This is a genomic window from Corallococcus terminator (assembly GCF_003611635.1).
Classification (GTDB): Bacteria; Myxococcota; Myxococcia; order Myxococcales; family Myxococcaceae; genus Corallococcus; species Corallococcus terminator.
Map to the genome: position 1 here is coordinate 1 of NZ_RAVZ01000200.1, position 17964 is coordinate 17964.

The 17964-nt window shown below is 68.5% G+C and carries 15 protein-coding genes and 1 rRNA gene; 11 read left to right on the plus strand and 5 right to left on the minus strand.

Features of this window, described 5'->3' with window-relative positions; genetic code table 11:
• The 4 genes from rrf to D7V88_RS25670 all read left to right on the plus strand — a co-directional run.
• A 5S ribosomal RNA gene (gene rrf, locus D7V88_RS45680) occupies positions 1 to 68 on the plus strand; the annotation flags it as partial.
• 570 nt (positions 69 to 638) lie between these two features.
• Positions 639 to 3407 (plus strand): serine/threonine protein kinase, encoded by a 2769-nt coding sequence (locus D7V88_RS25660; protein ID WP_120543267.1) that lies wholly within the window; start codon positions 639 to 641, stop codon positions 3405 to 3407.
• Between the two features lie 116 nt (positions 3408 to 3523).
• Complete coding sequence (locus D7V88_RS25665) at positions 3524 to 4894, plus strand: KamA family radical SAM protein (RefSeq protein WP_120543277.1); 1371 nt, start codon at positions 3524 to 3526, stop codon at positions 4892 to 4894.
• Complete coding sequence (locus D7V88_RS25670; protein ID WP_120543278.1) at positions 4894 to 6117, plus strand: KamA family radical SAM protein; 1224 nt, start codon at positions 4894 to 4896, stop codon at positions 6115 to 6117. The genes D7V88_RS25665 and D7V88_RS25670 overlap by 1 nt, the downstream gene beginning before the upstream one ends.
• 81 nt (positions 6118 to 6198) lie before the next feature.
• Here D7V88_RS25670 and D7V88_RS25675 read toward each other — a convergent pair whose 3' ends face one another.
• The 3 genes from D7V88_RS25675 to D7V88_RS25685 all read right to left on the minus strand — a co-directional run bounded on the left by D7V88_RS25675 (position 6199) and on the right by D7V88_RS25685 (position 7977).
• Positions 6199 to 6783: a hypothetical protein gene (locus tag D7V88_RS25675; RefSeq protein WP_244238392.1), complete on the minus strand. Its 585-nt coding sequence runs from the start codon at positions 6781 to 6783 to the stop codon at positions 6199 to 6201.
• Between the two features lie 96 nt (positions 6784 to 6879).
• Positions 6880 to 7215 carry a hypothetical protein gene (locus D7V88_RS25680; RefSeq protein ID WP_208726459.1) on the minus strand — a complete coding sequence of 112 codons (336 nt, stop codon included), beginning with the start codon at positions 7213 to 7215 and terminating at the stop codon, positions 6880 to 6882.
• 213 nt (positions 7216 to 7428) lie between these two features.
• The gene (locus D7V88_RS25685) at positions 7429 to 7977 is read right to left on the minus strand and encodes a hypothetical protein (protein ID WP_120543268.1); all 549 of its coding nucleotides are present in this window, start codon (positions 7975 to 7977) and stop codon (positions 7429 to 7431) included.
• A gap of 174 nt (positions 7978 to 8151) precedes the next feature.
• Here D7V88_RS25685 and D7V88_RS25690 point away from each other — a divergent pair, with 174 nt between their 5' ends.
• The 6 genes from D7V88_RS25690 to secF all read left to right on the plus strand — a co-directional run bounded on the left by D7V88_RS25690 (position 8152) and on the right by secF (position 15073).
• Positions 8152 to 9258: a SpoIID/LytB domain-containing protein gene (locus D7V88_RS25690; RefSeq protein ID WP_120543269.1), complete on the plus strand. Its 1107-nt coding sequence runs from the start codon at positions 8152 to 8154 to the stop codon at positions 9256 to 9258.
• Positions 9259 to 9320: 62 nt separating this feature from the next.
• Entirely contained in the window at positions 9321 to 10409 is a 1089-nt protein-coding gene (queA, locus tag D7V88_RS25695; RefSeq protein WP_120543270.1) for a tRNA preQ1(34) S-adenosylmethionine ribosyltransferase-isomerase QueA, read from the plus strand.
• Positions 10410 to 10465: 56 nt separating this feature from the next.
• Positions 10466 to 11599, plus strand: coding sequence for a tRNA guanosine(34) transglycosylase Tgt (gene tgt, locus D7V88_RS25700; RefSeq protein WP_372241120.1), 1134 nt, complete (start codon positions 10466 to 10468; stop codon positions 11597 to 11599).
• Between the two features lie 159 nt (positions 11600 to 11758).
• Entirely contained in the window at positions 11759 to 12109 is a 351-nt protein-coding gene (gene yajC, locus D7V88_RS25705) for a preprotein translocase subunit YajC (protein WP_120543272.1), read from the plus strand.
• Complete coding sequence (gene secD / locus D7V88_RS25710) at positions 12110 to 13882, plus strand: protein translocase subunit SecD (RefSeq protein WP_120543273.1); 1773 nt, start codon at positions 12110 to 12112, stop codon at positions 13880 to 13882. It begins immediately after the preceding gene.
• A gap of 27 nt (positions 13883 to 13909) precedes the next feature.
• Positions 13910 to 15073: a protein translocase subunit SecF gene (gene secF / locus D7V88_RS25715; RefSeq protein ID WP_120543274.1), complete on the plus strand. Its 1164-nt coding sequence runs from the start codon at positions 13910 to 13912 to the stop codon at positions 15071 to 15073.
• Positions 15074 to 15147: 74 nt separating this feature from the next.
• On the opposite strand, the gene D7V88_RS25720 is transcribed toward secF, so the two are convergent.
• Complete coding sequence (locus D7V88_RS25720; RefSeq protein ID WP_120543275.1) at positions 15148 to 15732, minus strand: outer membrane beta-barrel protein; 585 nt, start codon at positions 15730 to 15732, stop codon at positions 15148 to 15150.
• Between the two features lie 173 nt (positions 15733 to 15905).
• On the opposite strand from D7V88_RS25720, the gene recJ reads away from it, so the two are divergent.
• Positions 15906 to 17621: a single-stranded-DNA-specific exonuclease RecJ gene (recJ, locus tag D7V88_RS25725; protein WP_120543280.1), complete on the plus strand. Its 1716-nt coding sequence runs from the start codon at positions 15906 to 15908 to the stop codon at positions 17619 to 17621.
• Between the two features lie 13 nt (positions 17622 to 17634).
• Here recJ and D7V88_RS25730 read toward each other — a convergent pair whose 3' ends face one another.
• Positions 17635 to 17880, minus strand: a complete 246-nt coding sequence (locus D7V88_RS25730; protein WP_120543276.1) for a YHS domain-containing protein — start codon at positions 17878 to 17880, stop codon at positions 17635 to 17637.
• Positions 17881 to 17964: the final 84 nt, after the last annotated feature.

Genomic DNA, 17964 nt, shown 5'->3' on the forward strand with positions numbered 1-17964 from the left:
AAGTTAAGCCCTCCAGAGCCGATGGTACTCCGCGGGAAACCGCGTGGGAGAGTAGGTCGCTGCCGGATTCTTTTTGAAGAGCCCCTGGTGCCGTAAGGCGCCAGGGGCTTTTGTCTTTGCGGGCTTGCGCCTGGTCTGCACTCATGCGCGCTGCGGGCGCTCCGGTGAGCGCTGCCTGCGGTTTGCTACAACGGCCGCCGAGTGGAGTCCTTTCTCGCGACACGCGGGTGCATGACCTCCGGCGCCGCGCCCAACCAGGGGCGTCCTGTTCGTGGCGAAGGTCGGCCGGTGTGATCGGCAGCCCCAAGCGGGGCTCCTGAGCAGGAGCGACGTTCCTGCTTCCCTCCTCCAGGTCTGCGTCATTCGCCCGTTTGGAGCGCCTTGGCGGGCCTGAATCGGGCTGTATTCGGGTGGCGAGCCTGGTCTTTCGCTCCCGGTTCAGCGGCGCCCAGGAGCGCCTGGGAAGCGGGGTGGGTCGCTTTGGGAGTGCTTGGTCGCCAAGTTCTCGGATTCCTTGGGGAATCGCGTCATCGTGGATGTTTGACCGCCGTTGCCGCAGGATCTAGAGTCTCTTCTCCCCCCGGTCTGCGCACCGCCTGCCGCGGTCCGTACTCGCCGGCGCCGGGCAGCCCCGCGAGATGAAGAAGCCGACCTTCTTTGGGAAGTACCTGCTCCTTGAGCGCGTCAACGTCGGCGGAATGGCCGAGGTCTTCATTGCGAAGGCCTTTGGCGTCGAGGGCTTTGAGCGCATCCTGGCCATCAAGAAGATCCTCCCGACAATGGCCGAGGATGACGAGTTCATCACGATGTTCATCGATGAGGCGCGGATCAGCGTTCAGCTGAACCACGCCAACATCGTCCACATCCATGAGCTCGGAAAGCACGAGGACACGTACTTCATCGCCATGGAGTACGTGGCCGGCCGCGATGTGCGCACGCTCCTGGAGCGCTACCGTCGCCGCAAGGAGATCATGCCCACCGCACAGGCGGTGTTCATCGTCTCCAAGATGTGTGAGGGCCTGGACTATGCCCACCGCAAGAAGGACGCGCGTGGACAGGACCTGGGCATCATCCACCGCGACGTCTCTCCCCAGAACATCCTCGTGTCCTACGAGGGAGAGACGAAGATCATCGACTTTGGCATCGCCAAGGCCGCCAACCGTTCTCAGAAGACGCAGGCCGGCATCCTCAAGGGGAAGTTCGGCTACATGAGCCCGGAGCAGGTCCGGGGCATGCCCATCGACCGGCGCAGCGACATCTTCGCCGTCGGCGTGCTGCTGTACGAAATGCTCACGGGCGAGAAGCTCTTCGTGGGCGAGTCGGACTTCTCCACGCTGGAGAAGGTGCGCAACGCGGACATCCCGCTGCCTCGCGAGTTCAATCCGAACATCTCCGCGGGGCTGGAGAAGGTCGTCCTCAAGGCGCTCGCGCGTGAGCCCGAGGATCGCTACCAGTGGGCGTCGGACCTCCAGGAAGATCTGATGCGTTTCCTCCTCGCGGGGGACGCCATCTATTCGTCGAAGCACCTGTCCACCTTCATGAAGGAGGTCTTCGCCGAGGACATGCTGCGTGAGGCGGAGAAGATGGAGCGCTATGCCTCCGTCGAACGTCCGGACCAGATTGAACACTCTGGCGTGACGGTTCCTCCTCCTCCTGCGGCCCGTCCGACCTCGCAGAAGCGCTCTCCGGCGCCCGGGTCTCCCGCGGGGCGCGCTTCGACAGCGCCGGCGCAGCCCGCGCCTGGCTACATTCCTCCGCCCTCCGCCGAGGAACTGGCGGAGATGGATGGCGCCGCCGACAAGACGCAGATCGTCGATTCGACGCACACGCTCCGGCCTCCCGAGACCCGGATCGCGGACAGCAGCGTGGTGGTGGACGACAGCATCACGGGTCGGTCGGAGAACCCCATCGACCGGGCCGGACATCACACCAGCGCTTCTCCCTTCGGGCGGGAAGACGGGCCCCGCGGCAAGAACAAGAGTGGCCCCAAGTCCCAGGTCATCATCGGTGACGAGGGGGGCGAGGCCTATGGCGGCGCCACGATGATCGGTCCGGCTCCGACCGCGCCTCCGTCTCGGGGACGTGGTGGATCCGCCGCGCCCGTGCTGGACCCGGAGGAAGAGGAGACCACGGGCAACATCACCGTTCCGGTGGGCTCGCGCCACAACGGGCTGCGTCCACAGGCGCAGGCCGCTGAGGCGGACGATGCCTACGACGACCCGGCGGACGATTACGGTGGTGAGGGCCAGGACGACTACGACAACGGGGCGCAAGACTCCGACGATCCGCGCTACGACGACGAGGATGGACCGGCCACCATCCCCCAGAAGGCCCCGAAGGGCGGCGCCAAGGCGGCTCCTCCCGTCAAGGCCGCAGCCAAGCCCGCAAAACCGAAGCCTCAGGCGGCTGGACAGAAGAAGCCGATTCCCAAGCCCGCCATCATCGGCGCGGCCGCGGCGGTGGCCCTGCTCCTCATCGGTGGGCTGGTGTTCGCGGTGCGTGGCTCCTCCACGGGGTACGTCAACTTCGTCGTGAGGCCCATCGGTGCCACGGTCCTGGTGGACGGGCAGCCCGTGAAGGCCAACGAGGTGGTGGAACTCTCCGCCGGCGTGCACCAGGTCAGCGCCTCGGCTCCGGATTACCTGCCCACGGCGCAGCAGGTCGAGGTCGTGGCGGGACAGGAGGCGACCGTCGTCCCCCTGGTCCTGAAGGCCAAAACCGCGACGCCTCCCAAGGATCCGCCGCCCGCGACGCCGCCTCCGGTGACGCCGCCCCCGGTGGTCGCGAACAATCCTCCGCCGACCCCTCCCGAGACGCCCCCGGACAAGCCTGTGGAGCCTCCAGCTCCCAAGACGTTCACGGCCTCGTTCGAGGGCCAGGACGGCGCGGAGATCGTGGTGGGGGGCAAGTCCCTTGGGAAGGTCCCAGGGGCGAAGCTTGCCGACCTGGAGATTGGCAAGACGTACAGCTTCACGGCGAAGCGTGAAGGCTTCAAACCCTTCACGGGTGAGTTCAAGTCCTCCGGTGACGCCGAGGTCAAGGTCGCCTTCACGCTGGAGGCCGTGCCCGAGCCGACGCCGACCCCGGAGCCGCCCACCCCGCCGAAGCCCAAGCCGCCCAAGCCCGCGCCTGTCGTCGCGACGCCGACACCGCCGAAGCCTCCCAAGCCGGCGCCGAGCAACGCGGTGGGCAAGTTCGCCTGCAGCACCTCTCCGGCGGGCGCTCAAATCTGGGTGGATGGGAAGAACACGGGTCGGGTCAGTCCCGTCCCGCTGGGCAACCCACTCAGCCTGCCCGTGGGCAAGCGCAAGGTCGTCTTCAAGCTCAACGGCAAGTCGACCAAGCCGCAGGTCGTCATCATCGAAGAGGGGGGCGTCGCCAAGCTGATCAACGTCCCGGTGAGCTGAACGGAGACGGCCGACCAGAGGGCATCTTGTGCCCTCTGCGATTGTTGAGCAGGGATGTTGGGGGGCGGGCTATGACGCCTCGCCGCTGACGCTCCATTCGTTGAGGTGATGTGTCCATGAGCACGACGTCCAACCGAGGCAAGCCCGACGCTGGCCCTGCCCAGCAGCCGTTCACCTATCCGCTCCGCAAGGAGTTCGTGGAGCCCGACTGGCGGCGCATCCCGGGCTTCAAGGACGTCACGCAGGCGGAGTGGGAGAGCTCCGTCTGGCAGCGCAAGCACACCGTGAAGAACCTGCGGGAGCTGAAGGCGACGCTCGGGGCGCTGCTGCCCGACGACCTGGCCATGAGCATGGAGCTGGACCAGAAGGAGCGGGCGACGATGTCCATCCTCGTCCCACCCCAGATGCTCAACACCATGAACCTGGAGGACCTGTGGCAGGACCCCGTCCGCCGGTACATGCTGCCGGCGCTCGCGGACCGCCGCACCGACTGGGCCAACCACCCGCGCGCCAGCCGTGACAGCCTCCACGAGGCGGACATGTGGGTCGTCGAGGGCCTGACGCACCGCTATCCGACCAAGGTGCTGGCGGAGATGCTGCCCACCTGTCCCCAGTACTGCGGCCACTGCACCCGAATGGACCTGGTGGGCAATGACGTGCCCCAGGTGGCCAAGCACAAGTTCGCGACAGGCCAGAAGGAGCGCTACGAGCTCATGCTGGACTACCTGCGCCGCACGCCCACCGTGCGCGACGTGGTGGTGTCCGGCGGCGACATTGCGAACCTGCCCATCCAGGCTTTGGAGCCGTTCGTCAGCGCGCTGATGGACATCCCGAACATCCGGGACATCCGGCTCGCCAGCAAGGGGCTGATGGCCCTGCCGCAGCACTTCCTCCAGGACAGCGTCCTGCAGGGGCTGGACCGGCTGGCGAAGAAGGCCGTGGATCGCGGCGTGGACCTGGCGCTGCACACGCACGTCAACCACGCGCAGCAGCTCACGCCGCTGGTGGGCAAGGCGGTGCGCAAGCTGCTCGACATGGGCTTCCGCGACGTGCGCAACCAGGGCGTGCTGCTGCGGGGCGTGAACGACAGCTCCAAGGCGCTGCTGGACCTGTGCTTCACGCTGCTCGACCACGCGAAGATCCTGCCGTACTACTTCTACATGTGCGACATGATCCCCAACAGCGAGCATTGGCGGCTGTCGGTGGCGCAGGCGCAGAAGCTCCAGCACGACATCATGGGCTACATGCCGGGCTTCGCCACGCCGCGCATCGTCTGTGACGTGCCGTTCGTGGGCAAGCGGTGGATCCACCAGGTGGCGGAGTACGACCGCGAGCGCGGCATCTCCTACTGGACCAAGAATTACCGCACGAGTGTCGAGGCGAACGACCCCGAGGCACTTGATCGCAAGTACGAGTACTTCGATCCCATCGACACGCTGCCGGAGTCCGGTCAGGCGTGGTGGCGGGAGCAGCCGAAGGCCGCGTGATGGATTCCTCCGCAGTCGCGTCCGCGCCCGTGGTCGCACGTCCCTCGGTCAGTGCCGAGGGACGGGCCCGCTTGTTTCCTTCCGCCACCGATGCCGAATGGGCGGACTGGCGCTGGCAGCAGCGACATGCGGTGCGAAACCTGGAGCAGTTGGAGCGCTACGTCCGTCTGACCCCCGACGAGCGCGCCGGGGTGCAGGAGACGTCCTCGCTGTTCCGGGTGGGCATCAGTCCCTACTACCTGTCGCTCATCGATCCCGACCACGCGTCGTGCCCGGTGCGCATGCAGTCCATCCCCGTGCGGGCCGAGGCCCGCGTGCGGCCCGGTGAGCTGGAGGATCCGCTCGGCGAGGACAAGACGCGCCCGGAGGAGTGCATCGTCCACAAGTATCCGGACCGGGTGCTGTTCCTGGCCATCGATACGTGCTCGGTCTACTGCCGCCACTGCACCCGGCGCCGCATCACCAAGGGCGGGGAGGCGGAGCTCACCAGGGACCAGATGCGCCGGGGCATCGAGTATGTGCGCAACCACCCGGAAGTCCGCGACGTGCTCATCTCCGGCGGAGACCCGTTCCTGCTGGGCGAGGAGCGGCTGGAGTCGCTGCTCGCGCCGCTGAGCGAGATTCCGCATGTGGAGATGATCCGCATCGGGACGCGGGTGCCGGTGGTGCTGCCCATGCGGGTGACGGATTCGCTCGCGCGGCTGCTTCGCCGGTATGCGCCCGTCTACGTCATCACCCACTTCAACCACCCGAAGGAAGTGACCCCGGAGGCGCGGGAGGCGTGTGAGCGGCTGGTGGATCATGGCGTGCCCGTGGAGAACCAGGCCGTGCTGATGCGGCAGCTCAATTCGGACGCGCGGATCATCAAGGAGCTGTCCCACAAGCTGCTGCGCAGCCGCGTGCGGCCGTACTACCTGCACCAGATGGATGTCGCCGAAGGGTGCGAACACCTGCGCACGCCCATCTCCAAGGGGCTGGAGATCCTCCAGCAGCTTCGCGGACACACCACCGGGCTCGCCGTGCCGCACCTCGCGGTGGATCTTCCGGGGGGCGGCGGGAAGGTCACCCTCCAGCCCGACTACGTCATCGAGCGTGGGGAGCGGGAGACCCTGTTCCGCAACTACAAGGGCGAGACGTACGCCTACCCTGAACCCGAGGAGACCGACTGCTCCTGTCCGTACGATGAGGTGTGGCAGGCCCGTTCCCGGGAAATGGGGCGCTGAGACGGCCCGGGCTTCCCGGATGCTTCGTTCGCTCGGAGGCGGGGGACGTGAAGGGCTTCGCCGCGTGACTGCGGCGGAGTGCTACCGGCCGCGACGGGAGTTCGACTTCGACGCCTTCCGGCCGGTCGGGGCCGGGGTTTCATCCACCATCTTCGCGATGTCCACGGGCGGTCCGGACTCCAGGCTCCCGTCGACATCGACGGACACCTCCGCTCCCTCCGCGGATTCCAGCTCCACGGGCTCCGCGTCGCTGAAGCCCTGCTGGATGTGGACCTCCTGGTCGCCGGCGGCGCGCTTCTTCTCCTCGGCTTCCTTGTCGGCCTTGGCCTTGTCCTCGAGCCGCTTGGCCTCGTTGGCGGCGCGCGCGTTGTCGTCGGGCGTCATCCTCGCCGTGTAGCCGGCGTACTCCTTCGCGGAGATGCCGTGCTTCTCCATGACCTTGGCGGCTTCCGCCTGCTGATCGCGGATGGCCTGGCCGCGCTCCGCGTTGCTCATCTCCGACGATTTCCGGTTGCCGTAGGACGCATCCACCTTCGTCTGGGCGGCGGCTTCGTCACGGCGGATGGCCGCCACCTTCTCGGGAGACAGGCCTTCGTCCTCCGCGAGGACGGGCGTCGCCAGCAGGAGCGACGAGGCAGCGAGGAACAGCGGAAGACGGGTGGTCATGTCGAGGCTCCTGAGTCGGACCCATCATAGGCATGGAGCCACGGGGGACGCATGGGCGAGCGTCTCCCGGTGGGCGGTTCCCTCTCGCCCGGGGGGTCAGCCGGCCTGGCACCGCGCGCAGCCGTCGCCCGCGCCCGCACACTGCTCGCGTGCGTTCGCGCAGCGCGGCGGCAGGTCGTCGCGGTCGGGGTTCCGCTCCACCAGCCCGCACAGTTGCTCCGCCGTGGCGCAGGTCTTCGCGGAGAGGTCGCACTGCTCCGTGCAGTCCAGATCGTCCTGCTGCTCTCGGGCCCGGAGCTCTTCCAGGCGCGCCGTGGCCCCGTCGATGGCCGCGTCATCGTCCCCGGCCACCCGGGTGTCCACGTGCTTCGCGCAGCCCGCCAGCCCGATGCCCACGACGAGGATTGCCAGCCACGACCCGGTTGCTCGCATGCCCTACCCATATGCGTCCGCTCCCGGCTGCGTCCAGTCACCCCGACGCATGGGAATGGGCCCTCGGCGGTGCGGGGCATGTCTGGCGTCCGTCTCAGGCCTCGTTAGTTCCTCCTGATGCGCGGGCAGGGGCCTCGGCGGTTTGGAAGCGCGGATGTCCGCTCCCAGCCTCGTCCGGGCCTATCATTGGTTCCGAGTGCCGTAGCGTGCTGGTCAGCGGCGCTCCGGGGAGCGCATGCGTCGCTCGGGCCTGGGTTCGGGTTCGGGGGGCCGGGTCCAGTACAGCCAGCCCGTCAGGGCGAGGAGCGCGGCCACGGCCAGCCTCCGCAGCCATTCTTCCCGGGCCCGTCCGGGTGAGTCCGCTTCCGCCTGCGCGGCCTTCTCCAGCGCGGTTTCCATTTCGGGCCCCAGTTCATGCATGCGTCTGCACACCTGGACCACCGGGGACAGCGCCACGGGCACGGGGGCGGTGTCCTTCTCCACGGCCGCGGCCAACATGCGCTCCCAGGCGGCGGCTTCCTCCACTCCGTCCGGTTCCCTCGCGGGCTGTCCCGCATGTCGGGCCAGCGCCACGGCGGAGCGCAACAGCAACACCGAGAAGGCGTCACTGGAGATCCCGTACCAACTCGCGCACTCCGCGAGCGTGCGGCGCTCAACGAGACGGCGAAGCAACACGGCGGCCATGCGCGGCTCCAACTCGCGCAGGGCCGTGCCCAGGGCTTCGGTGGACAGGCGGGAGGCTTCTGGCACGGAGGCAGTCACGCGGAGTCCATTATGTCCTTCGTTGGGTCGAGCGGATGCACCCACTTCCAACGCAGCCCGAATGACGGCCTGTGCCCCTGCCCGGCACCCTTGGTGGGGCCTGGTGGCCTCCGCGTGCCCAGTCCTTCGGTCGATTTCTTGAGGCGGATCGCCACGCCCCTAGAGTGTTCGACCATGTTGCAACGTGTGGCACTGCTGCTGCTCCTGCTCGCCTCGTCGCGGGCGTTCGCCGTGGAGACGATGCGCATTGCCATGGATGACCCCGGAGACGAGGTCCGCGTGAGCGGTCGCGGCCTTGGCTTCGGACCTGATGCCGAGGACGGCGCCTTCGTGGCCATCAGCGCGGGACAGGCCACCGTGCGCCGTCGCAGCGGACGCCTGGAGGTCAACGGCGCTCCGGTCGTGGGCGATGCCATCCGCTTTCGCGGAGGCCTGGAGTCCCTGGACGCGGGCGGGCCCGGCAACGAGCCCCTCAAGGCTGGCAGTTCGCAGGTGCGCGGCGACGTCGTCGTGCGCGTCTTCCGAGACAGCCTCCAGCTCATCAACGTCATCCCCCTGGAGGACTACCTGGCGGCGGTGCTCGGCAGCGAGATGCCGGTGTCGTTCCCGCTGGAGGCCCTCAAGGCCCAGGCCGTCGCCGCGCGCACCTATGCGCTGCAGAAGAAGCTGGATTCGTACGGTGCCGCCTTCCACATGGGCAGCAGCGTGCTCCATCAGGTGTACGGCGGCGTCAATCGCGAGGATGCGAAGACGCGCGCCGCGGTCGAGGCCACTCGCGGCGAGGTGCTGACGTACGACCTGGCCCCCATCGAGGCGTACTTCCACGCCACGTGCGGAGGCCGCACCGAGTCCGGTCAGGAGGCGCTCGGGCGCAACCTGCCGTACCTGAAGCCTGTCGACTGCCCCTGCGGCAAGCTTCCGGCCAGTCGTTGGTCCGCGACCCTCTCCGAAGGCGAGCTGCGCAAGGCCCTGAAGTCGTCTCCGGAGGGCATGCGCGTCACCGCCCGCACCGCCACGCACCGGGTGACCCGGGTGGCGCTCGCGGATGGCTCCTCCGTGGATGGGGTGCAGTTCCGGCGCAAGCTGGGCTACATGCGCCTCAAGAGCCTGGACTTCGACGTGGAAGCCACCAGCAAGGGCTACGTCTTCACCGGGCGCGGCTTCGGCCATGGCGCGGGCCTCTGCCAGTGGGGCGCCAAGGCGCTCGCCGACAAGGGGAAGGGGTACCAGGAAATCCTCTCCCACTACTACCCGGGCGCCGAGTTCCAGCAGCTCTACTGACCCCCGCCGTCCGCCCCTCAGGGTTCCGCGTGGGCGCGGGGACTGCTACAAGCGCTGCCCCCGTGTCGTCCCTCCTCTCCGACTACGATTTCGAACTGCCCGAGGCGCAGATCGCCCAGGCGCCGCTGCCCCACCGGGACGCTTCGCGCCTGATGGTCGTCAGCCGTGCCACCGGCGCGTGGAGCCACCAGCGCTTCACCGACCTCGGGGACCTGCTGCGCGACGGCGACCTGCTCGTCCTCAACGACGCGCGCGTCATCCCCGCACGCCTGCTGGGCCAGAAGTCCGGCACCGGCGGCCGCGTCGAGCTCCTGGTGGTCCGGCCCGCCGCCACCTCCACGCTGACCTCCGCCGCGCTGGGCGGGGCTCCTGAATCGCTCGAATGGGTCTGCCTGGGACAGGCGTCCAAGGGCCTCAAGCCCGGCCAGTCCCTCACCTTCGCCGGAGGCCTGTCCGCCGAGGTCCTGGAGGCCCTGGGGGGAGGGGAGTACCGGGTGCGCTTCCACGCCGTTCCGGGCGCCTCCCTGGCGTCGCTCCTGGACGCCGCCGGCCGGCTGCCCCTGCCGCCCTACATCACGCGGGAGCCGGAAGCCGCCGACGCCGAGCGCTACCAGACCGTCTACGCGCGCGCTTCCGGCGCCGTGGCCGCGCCCACCGCCGGCCTGCACTTCACCGACGCCGTGTTCGCGAGCCTCGCGGCGCGGGGCATCTCGCGCGTGGAGGTGACGCTCGACGTGGGGCCCGGCACCTTCCTTCCCGTGCGCGAGGAGGTGCTGGACAAGCACCACATGCACCCGGAGCGCTTCACCGTGCCGGAGGCCACCGCCGCCGCCGTGAACGCCGCGAAGGCGGAGGGACGCCGCGTGGTCGCCGTGGGCACCACCGTGGTGCGCACCCTGGAGTCCGCCACCGACCCCCAGACGGGCCGGCTGCGCTCCGGGCCCGGCGAGACGGCGATGTTCATCCGTCCCGGCTATGTCTTCCGCCAGGTGGACGTGCTCCTCACGAACTTCCACCTCCCGCGCTCCACGCTGGTGATGCTGGTGAGCGCGCTCCTGGGCCGTGAGCGCACGCTCGCCGCGTACCAGGAGGCCGTGCGCGCGGGCTACCGGTTCTTCAGTTACGGCGATGCCATGTTGGTGAAGGAGTGAGTGCCGTGGTCGACGAGCAGCGCAAGGAAAAGGGCGATACCCGCGTGCCCCCGGGGCTGGTGCGCTTCGAGCTGTTGCACGAGGACACCGGCACCAAGGCCCGCCGCGGGCGGCTGCACACGCCCCACGGCCCCATCGAGACGCCCATCTTCATGCCCGTGGGCACCGTGGGCAGCGTCAAGGGTGTGGGCCCCGACGACCTCGTCAACCTGGATGCGCAGATCATCCTGGGCAACACCTACCACCTGATGCTCCGCCCCGGAGAGCCGCTCATCCAGGAGATGGGAGGCCTGCACCGCTTCATTTCCTGGAACCGGCCCATGCTCACCGACAGCGGCGGCTTCCAGGTGTTCAGCCTGTCGGAGAAGCGGAAGATCACCGAGGAGGGCGCCGCGTTCCAGTCGCACCTGGACGGCTCGCGCCACTCGCTGTCGCCGGAGCGCTCCATCTCCATCCAGGAGACCCTGGGCGCGGACATCATCATGGCGTTCGACGAGTGCCCCCCGTCCACCGAGGACCGCCCCTACCTGGAGAAGTCCCTGGCCCGCACCACGCGCTGGCTGCACCGGTGCGTGAAGGCCTGGAGCCGCGAGCGCTCGTCGCTCTTCGGCATCGTCCAGGGCGGCCTGCACGAGGACCTGCGCAAGCGCCACGCGGAGGAGATCTGCGCGGTGGACCTGCCCGGGTACGCGCTGGGCGGCTACTCCGTGGGCGAGGCCCCCGAGGCGATGCACGCGGGCGTGGCGTACTCCGCGCCGCTGCTCCCCCGCGAGAAGCCCCGCTACCTGATGGGCGTGGGGACGCCGCTGGACCTGGTGACGTGCGTGGAGCAGGGCGTGGACATGTTCGACTGCGTGCTGCCCACCCGGTGCGCCCGGAACGGCCTGCTCTTCACGTCCGAGGGCAAGCTCGTCATCCGCAACGCCGCCTATGCCAGGGACCCCCGGCCGGTGGACCCGGCGTGCTCCTGCTACACCTGCCGGACCTTCAGCCGGGCCTACCTGCGCCACCTGTTCGCGGCGGGGGAAATCCTCGCCATGCGCCTCAACACGCTGCACAACCTGCACTACTTCCTCACCCTGATGGCCGATGTACGCCGTGCCATCACCGAGAACCGGTTCGCTTCGTTCGCGAAGGACTTCCGGGCCCGTGCCCACGCCCAGGAGGCCGAGCGGACCCGTGGTCGGTGAGCGACCAACGGGATTGCCGTGCTTCCGGCGTTCACTTGCTCACATGGGGCGCCCTTGCTAAGAGGCCACCCTTTCGGATGTTTTGCCCCCACCCGTACGCCGGGGACGGGGCACACACGGATTTCTTCCGAATCCTCCCTTCAAACCACGAGGCAGTGAGTGGCTGACAGTTTCCTGATTCTCGCGCAGGCCGGGGCCGGTTCTCCCCTGGGGACCTTCGGCTTCCTCGCCGTGCTGGTGGCCATCATGTACTTCGTGATGATCCGCCCCCAGCAGAAGCAGCTCAAGGAGCACCGCGCGCTGCTGGCGGGGCTGAAGAAGGGGGATGACGTCGTGACGTCTGGCGGCATCCTCGGGCGCATCCACCAGGTGGATGACAGCACCGTGACCGTGGAAATCGCCAGCGGCGTGCGCGTGCGCGTGCTGAAGACGGCTGTGAGTGCGAAGGGAACCGTTCCGGTGGCTGCGGCCCCGACGGCGACCTCCACCGAGAAGAAGGAGGACAAGTAAATGGACCGCGGCTGGTATTGGAAGTTCGGAATGATTGTCGCGGTGACGCTGGGAACGCTCTGGTTCCTCGTCCCCACGTACTACTCGCTGGTGGTGTTGGATCGCGCCGAGCGCAACAACATCGCCGTGCTGGAGAAGCGGCTGCCCGCGTGGGCGCCTCCCGCCAAGTACCGCCTCAACCTGGGGCTGGACCTGCAGGGCGGCATCCACATGGTCATGCGCGTGGACACCAAGACGGCCTTGCAGAAGCGCACCGAGCGCCGCGGGCAGCAGATCGCGACCTACGTCAACGACAAGAAGCTGGGCGAAGTGACGGCGGACACGGATCCGGAGCGGCTGCAGCTCGTGCTGACGGCCAAGGATCCGGCGACGATGGACGCCATCCAGAAGGAGGTGCTGGCCACCTTCACCGACTTCACCCTGGAGTCTCGCAACGGCGGCACGCTGGTGCTCAAGCCGGACGAGGGCCAGGTGAACCGCTTCCGTGACGAGGCCGTGGACCAGGCGATGCTCGTCATCCGCCGCCGCATCGACAAGTGGGGCGTGGCGGAAGTGGACGTGCGCAAGCTGGGCACCGACTCCATCCAGATCTCCCTGCCGGGCCGCAGCAACCCGGAGCAGGCCAAGGAGTTGGTGGGCACCACCGCGCAGTTGGAGTTCCGGATGGTGGACGACACCAACCCGCAAATCTTCGCGCAGATGTTCACCCAGAGCCCGCCGCCGGCGGAGAGCAACATCACCCTGGCGCAGGATGAAGGCTTCCCGCAGTTGTCCTCGCCCAACCGCGAGGCGCTGCTGGCGTACGCGAAGGACAAGGCGCCCGAAGGCCGCGACGTGCTGACCCAGTGCGTGGCCAACCCGGTGAAGAAGAACGACTGCATCGCGTACCGCAGCTTCCTCGTGGACAAGAACGTGCCGCTCACGGGTGAGAGCCTGTCCGGCGCGGACGCGTCCGTCAGCCAGATGAACGAGCCGGAGGTGAACATCGCCTTCGACCCGGCGGGCGCTCGCGAGTTCGAGAAGCTCACCGAGGCGGGCGTGGGCCGGCGCATGGCCATCGTGCTGGACGACAACGTCCACACCGCCCCGAACATCAACGAGAAGATTGGCGGCGGCCGGGCGCGCATCACCATGGGCCGCGCGGGCTCTCGCAGCTTCGAGGAGTGGCTGGGCGAGGCGCAGACGCTGGCGCTGGTGCTCAAGGCGGGCGCGCTGCCCGCGCCGGTGACGGTGGGCGAAATCCGTCAGGTCGGCGCGACGCTGGGCGACGAGCTCATCAAGAAGGGCAGCCTGGCCGCGCTGGTGGGCCTGGCGCTCGTCATCGTCTTCATGGCCGTCTACTACCGCAAGTCCGGCCTCATCGCGGACGTGGCGCTCTTGCTCAACGGTCTGCTCATCCTGGCGGGGCTCGCGTTCTTCAACGCCACGCTGACCCTGCCGGGCATCGCGGGCTTCGTGCTGACGCTGGGCATCGCGGTGGATGCGAACGTGCTCATCAACGAGCGCATCCGCGAGGAGCTGTCGCTCGGCAAGACCGCGCGCGCGGCGGTGGACCAGGGCTATGACCGCGCCTTCTGGACCATCTTCGACGCGCACGTGACGACGCTCATCGCGGGCTTCATCCTGTTCTTCACCGGAACCGGGCCCGTCCGCGGCTTCGCCACCACGCTCATCGTGGGTCTGCTGGCGTCGCTGTTCACGTCCATCGTCGTGACGCGCGTCATCACGACCTACTTCGTCCACGGCCGTAATGCGCAGTCGGTGTCGGTCTAACCGGCGCAGCCGCCACGGGAACCCGCCATGCAGATTCTCAAGCACAAGACGAACTTCGACTTCATCAGCAAGCGCAAGCCGGCGCTCTTCATCTCCACCATCATCAACCTGGCCATCATCGTGGGCATCGCCACGGTGGGGTTCAACTTCGGCGTGGACTTCGCCGGCGGCACGGTGGTGGAGCTGAAGTACAACACGCCCACCACGGCGGAGCAGGTACGCGAGCGCGCGCAGAAGGGCGGTCTGCACGACGTCAGCGTGCAGGGCGTGGGCGCGGCCGAGGAGAACTCCTTCCTCCTGCGCATGGGCGGCGTCACGCAGCTCACCGTGGAGAACGCCGAGCAGGTCAAGGCCGCCATCCAGGGCCTGGGCGAGACGCGCAGCGTGTACGCGGACATGGCGAACGGCATCGTCAACTTCCGCTCCGCGCAGCCCATGTCTCCGGAGGCGGTGAAGAAGGCCGTCGAGGGCGCGGGCATCGGGGTGCAGGAGGTGCGTGACCTGGGCGCGAACCAGGGCGGCACCGGCTACGACTACCAGGTCGTCGCGAGCGGCATGGCGGACAAGGTGTTCGCCGCGCTGGGCGCCGGCATGGAGAAGCCCGACTTCGAGCAGCGCCGCGTGGACTACGTGGGCCCGCAGGTGGGCAAGCAGCTTCGCAACCGCGGCGTCATGGCGCTCGTGTACTCCATGGTCGCCATCCTCATCTACGTGGCGTTCCGGTTCGACTTCAAGTTCGGCCCGGGCGCGCTGCTCGCCATGCTCCACGACGTCATCATGGTCGCGGGCTACTACCTGGTGAGTCAGCGGGAGTTCAACCTCACGTCCATCGCCGCGCTGCTCACCATCGTGGGCTACTCGGTGAACGACACCATCGTCATCTACGACCGCATCCGTGAAGACATGGTGAAGTACAAGGGCAAGGCGCTGCCGGAGATCATCAACATCGCCGTCAACGACACGCTGGGCCGCACCATCCTCACCTCCGGCGTGACGGCGCTGTCGCTCATCGGTCTGCTCATCTTCGGCGTGGGCGAAATCTTCGACTTCGCCATGGCCATGCTGGTGGGCATCCTCGTGGGCACGTACTCGTCCGTGTACATCGCCAGCCCGGTCGTCATCTGGCTGGACGAGCGCGCGGCGCACCGTGAGCCGCACGAAGGCTCCAAGCAGGAGCCGAAGGCGGCCTGAGCCGTCCTTCCGTAGCCTGGATGTAGAGAGGGCCCTGCTTCCTTCGTGGAAGGCAGGGCCCTTCGCTTTTGACGCTAGAAGCGCGCGCCCAGCGTGAGCGACGCGTCCATCAGCCCGCCGCCGTTGTCGTTGGACGCGACGTCCGCGAAGTCCTGGTCGATGAGGACGCGGTACGTGCCGCGCACGCCGGCGGTGAGGCCCCCGGTGTTGAACTCCAGGCCCACCGCCAGGGGTACCTCCTCCATCAGGTCCGAGTCGTAGAGCCCCGCGCCCGCGCCGCGCACGTCCACGTAGGACAGGCCCAGGCCCACGCCCGCGAAGGGGCGCACCGCGGTGAGGAAGGGCGGAGACACCTTGATGAGTGCGCTGCCGCCGTTGCGCACGAGCGACGGTCCGTCGAAGAGGCGCGTGTCGCTCACCTTGTTCTGGGAGCCCTCGTAGCCGACCTCCAGCCCCAGGAAGGTGGTGGGCTGCACGTTGAGCGTCAGGCCCCACTGGGGGCCCGTGCTGGACAGGTCTCCCAGGTCGCCCGTGTAGTCGCCCACGCCGCCGCGCAGGAACACGTTCACATCCCCCTGCTTCTTCTCCGCCGCGAGCGCGCTGCCCGCGCACAGCACGGTGATGAGCAGGGCGCCGCCCTGGAGGGTTTGTCGAAGCATGCGCAACCTCGCTGTGTCCGGTGGTGTGCTTTCAAGCTGGGCACCGCGTACATGCCGTGCAGGTTGGAAGCAGGAAGCCAACCGAGCGCACGTCTGAACAACCGTGCAGGAGGGAGAGGTGGGAGGACGGGTTGGCCTGCCATGGTCGGACGTCTGAGGTACTGTCCTTCACCATGCGGTGGTTGCTTCCAGACGTCGTTGAGCAGGAGGTCGGGTTGCTGGCGGGAGAGCTCTCGCTGCACCCGTTGGCGGCGAGGGTGTTGCTGCATCGCGGCTACCGCACGCCGGAGGCCGCATCGGCGTTCCTGTCGGACCGCCTGGCGGACCTGCCGGACCCGTTCCGGATGAAGGGCATGACGGGCGCGGTGGAGCGCATCCTCCGCGCGCTGCGCAACAAGGAGAAGGTGACGCTCTACGGGGACTACGACGTGGACGGCGTCAGCTCCACGTCGCTCATGTACCTGTTCCTCAAGGAGCTGGGTCCGGCCCCCGCCACGTACATCCCGCACCGGCTGGACGAGGGCTACGGCCTCAACCTGGGCGCGGTGGAGCGCATCGCGCAGGACGGCACGCGCCTGCTGGTGACGCTGGATTGCGGCATCACGTCCGTGGCGGAGATCGCCCGCGCGCGGGAGATGGGCCTGGATGTCGTCGTGGTGGACCACCACACCGTGCCGCCCACGCTGCCCCCCGCGGTGGCCGTGCTCAACCCGCACCAACCCGGCTGCGAGTACCCCACGAAGGTGCTGTGCGCGGCGGGCGTGGCCTTCAACCTCTGCATGGGCCTGCGCAAGCGCCTGCGCGATGACGGCTTCTTCGCCACGCGCAAGGAGCCCAACCTCAAGGCTTTGATGGACCTGGTGGCGCTGGCCACCGTGGCGGATGTGGTGCCGCTCACCGGCGCCAACCGCATCCTCGTGGCGCATGGCCTCCAGGAACTGTCCCAGGGCCGCCGCCCCGGCATCCGCGCGCTGAAGGAGGTGGCCGGGCTGGAGCCGGACGCCACCGTCACCGCGGGGCAGGTGGGCTTCCGCCTGGGGCCTCGCATCAACGCCGCGGGCCGGTTGCACGACGCGTCGCTGGGCCTCCAGTTGCTGTGCGCGGACTCCCTGGAGACGGCGCGCTCGCTGGCGCAGGTGTTGGACCGCGCGAACGCGGAGCGCCAGGGCATCGAGAGCAGCATCCTCACGCAGGCGCTGGCGCAGGCGGAGGAGCACAAGGACGCGCGCGGGTTCGTGCTCTACGACGAGGGCTGGCACCCGGGCGTCATCGGCATCGTCGCGTCGCGCGTGGTGGAGCGCTACCACCGGCCCACGGTGATGGTGGGCGTGAAGGACGGGGTGGGGAAGGGTTCAGCCCGCAGCATCGAGGCGTTCCACCTGTACGACGCGCTCACCGGCTGTTCGGACCTGCTCGCGCGCTACGGCGGCCACAAGCACGCCGCCGGCCTCACCATTGACGCAGGCAACCTGCCCGCCTTCCGCGCGGCCTTCGAGAAGATCGCCCTCCAGCGCCTGACGCCCGAGGACCTGATTCCCCGCTGCCGCGTGGACGCGGTGGTGAACCCCAGCGACCTGGACGCTTCCGCGGTGGAGTCGCTCCAGCGGCTGGGGCCCTTCGGTCAGGGCAACCCGGAGCCGGTGCTGGTGCTGCGAGGCCAGACGGCGCGCCCGCGCGTGCTGCCCGCGAAGTCCGGCGTCAGTGGTGCCGGACACCTCAAGCTCGCGCTGCTGGATGCGCCAGAACTGGACGCCATCGGTTTTGGCATGGCGGACCGGGTGTCCATGGTGGAGGGGCCGGTGGACCTGGCCTTCCAGGCCGGCTTCGACACCTTCCGGGGCCAGCGCAAGCTGTCCCTTCGCCTCAAGGACATGCGTCAGGCGGCGTGACGCCGCCGAGCATCTACGCAAGCCCCCAGCGCACGCGGCCCGGTGACATCAGCGCGCCGGCCCGCGCCAGCTCATTGAGACGGAAGCGCTCCGCCTGACGCTCGAAGGCGGTGCGGCAGCCCTCCGAGCAGAAGAAATACCGGCGCTTCTTGTACTCCGACGACGGATGGCCCTCCGGGGCCTCCAGGTGCCTGCCGCACACCGGATCCCAGTGCTTGCCCTGTGCCTGCGCCTGCCCCTGTTCCTGAACGCCCTTCATCTTCCACCTCCGGCCCAGCGCCCCTGACTCCCCCACCCGGCGCGGATGTGTGCAGGGTGCATGCCAGCGGCCCAGGTCCTTGGA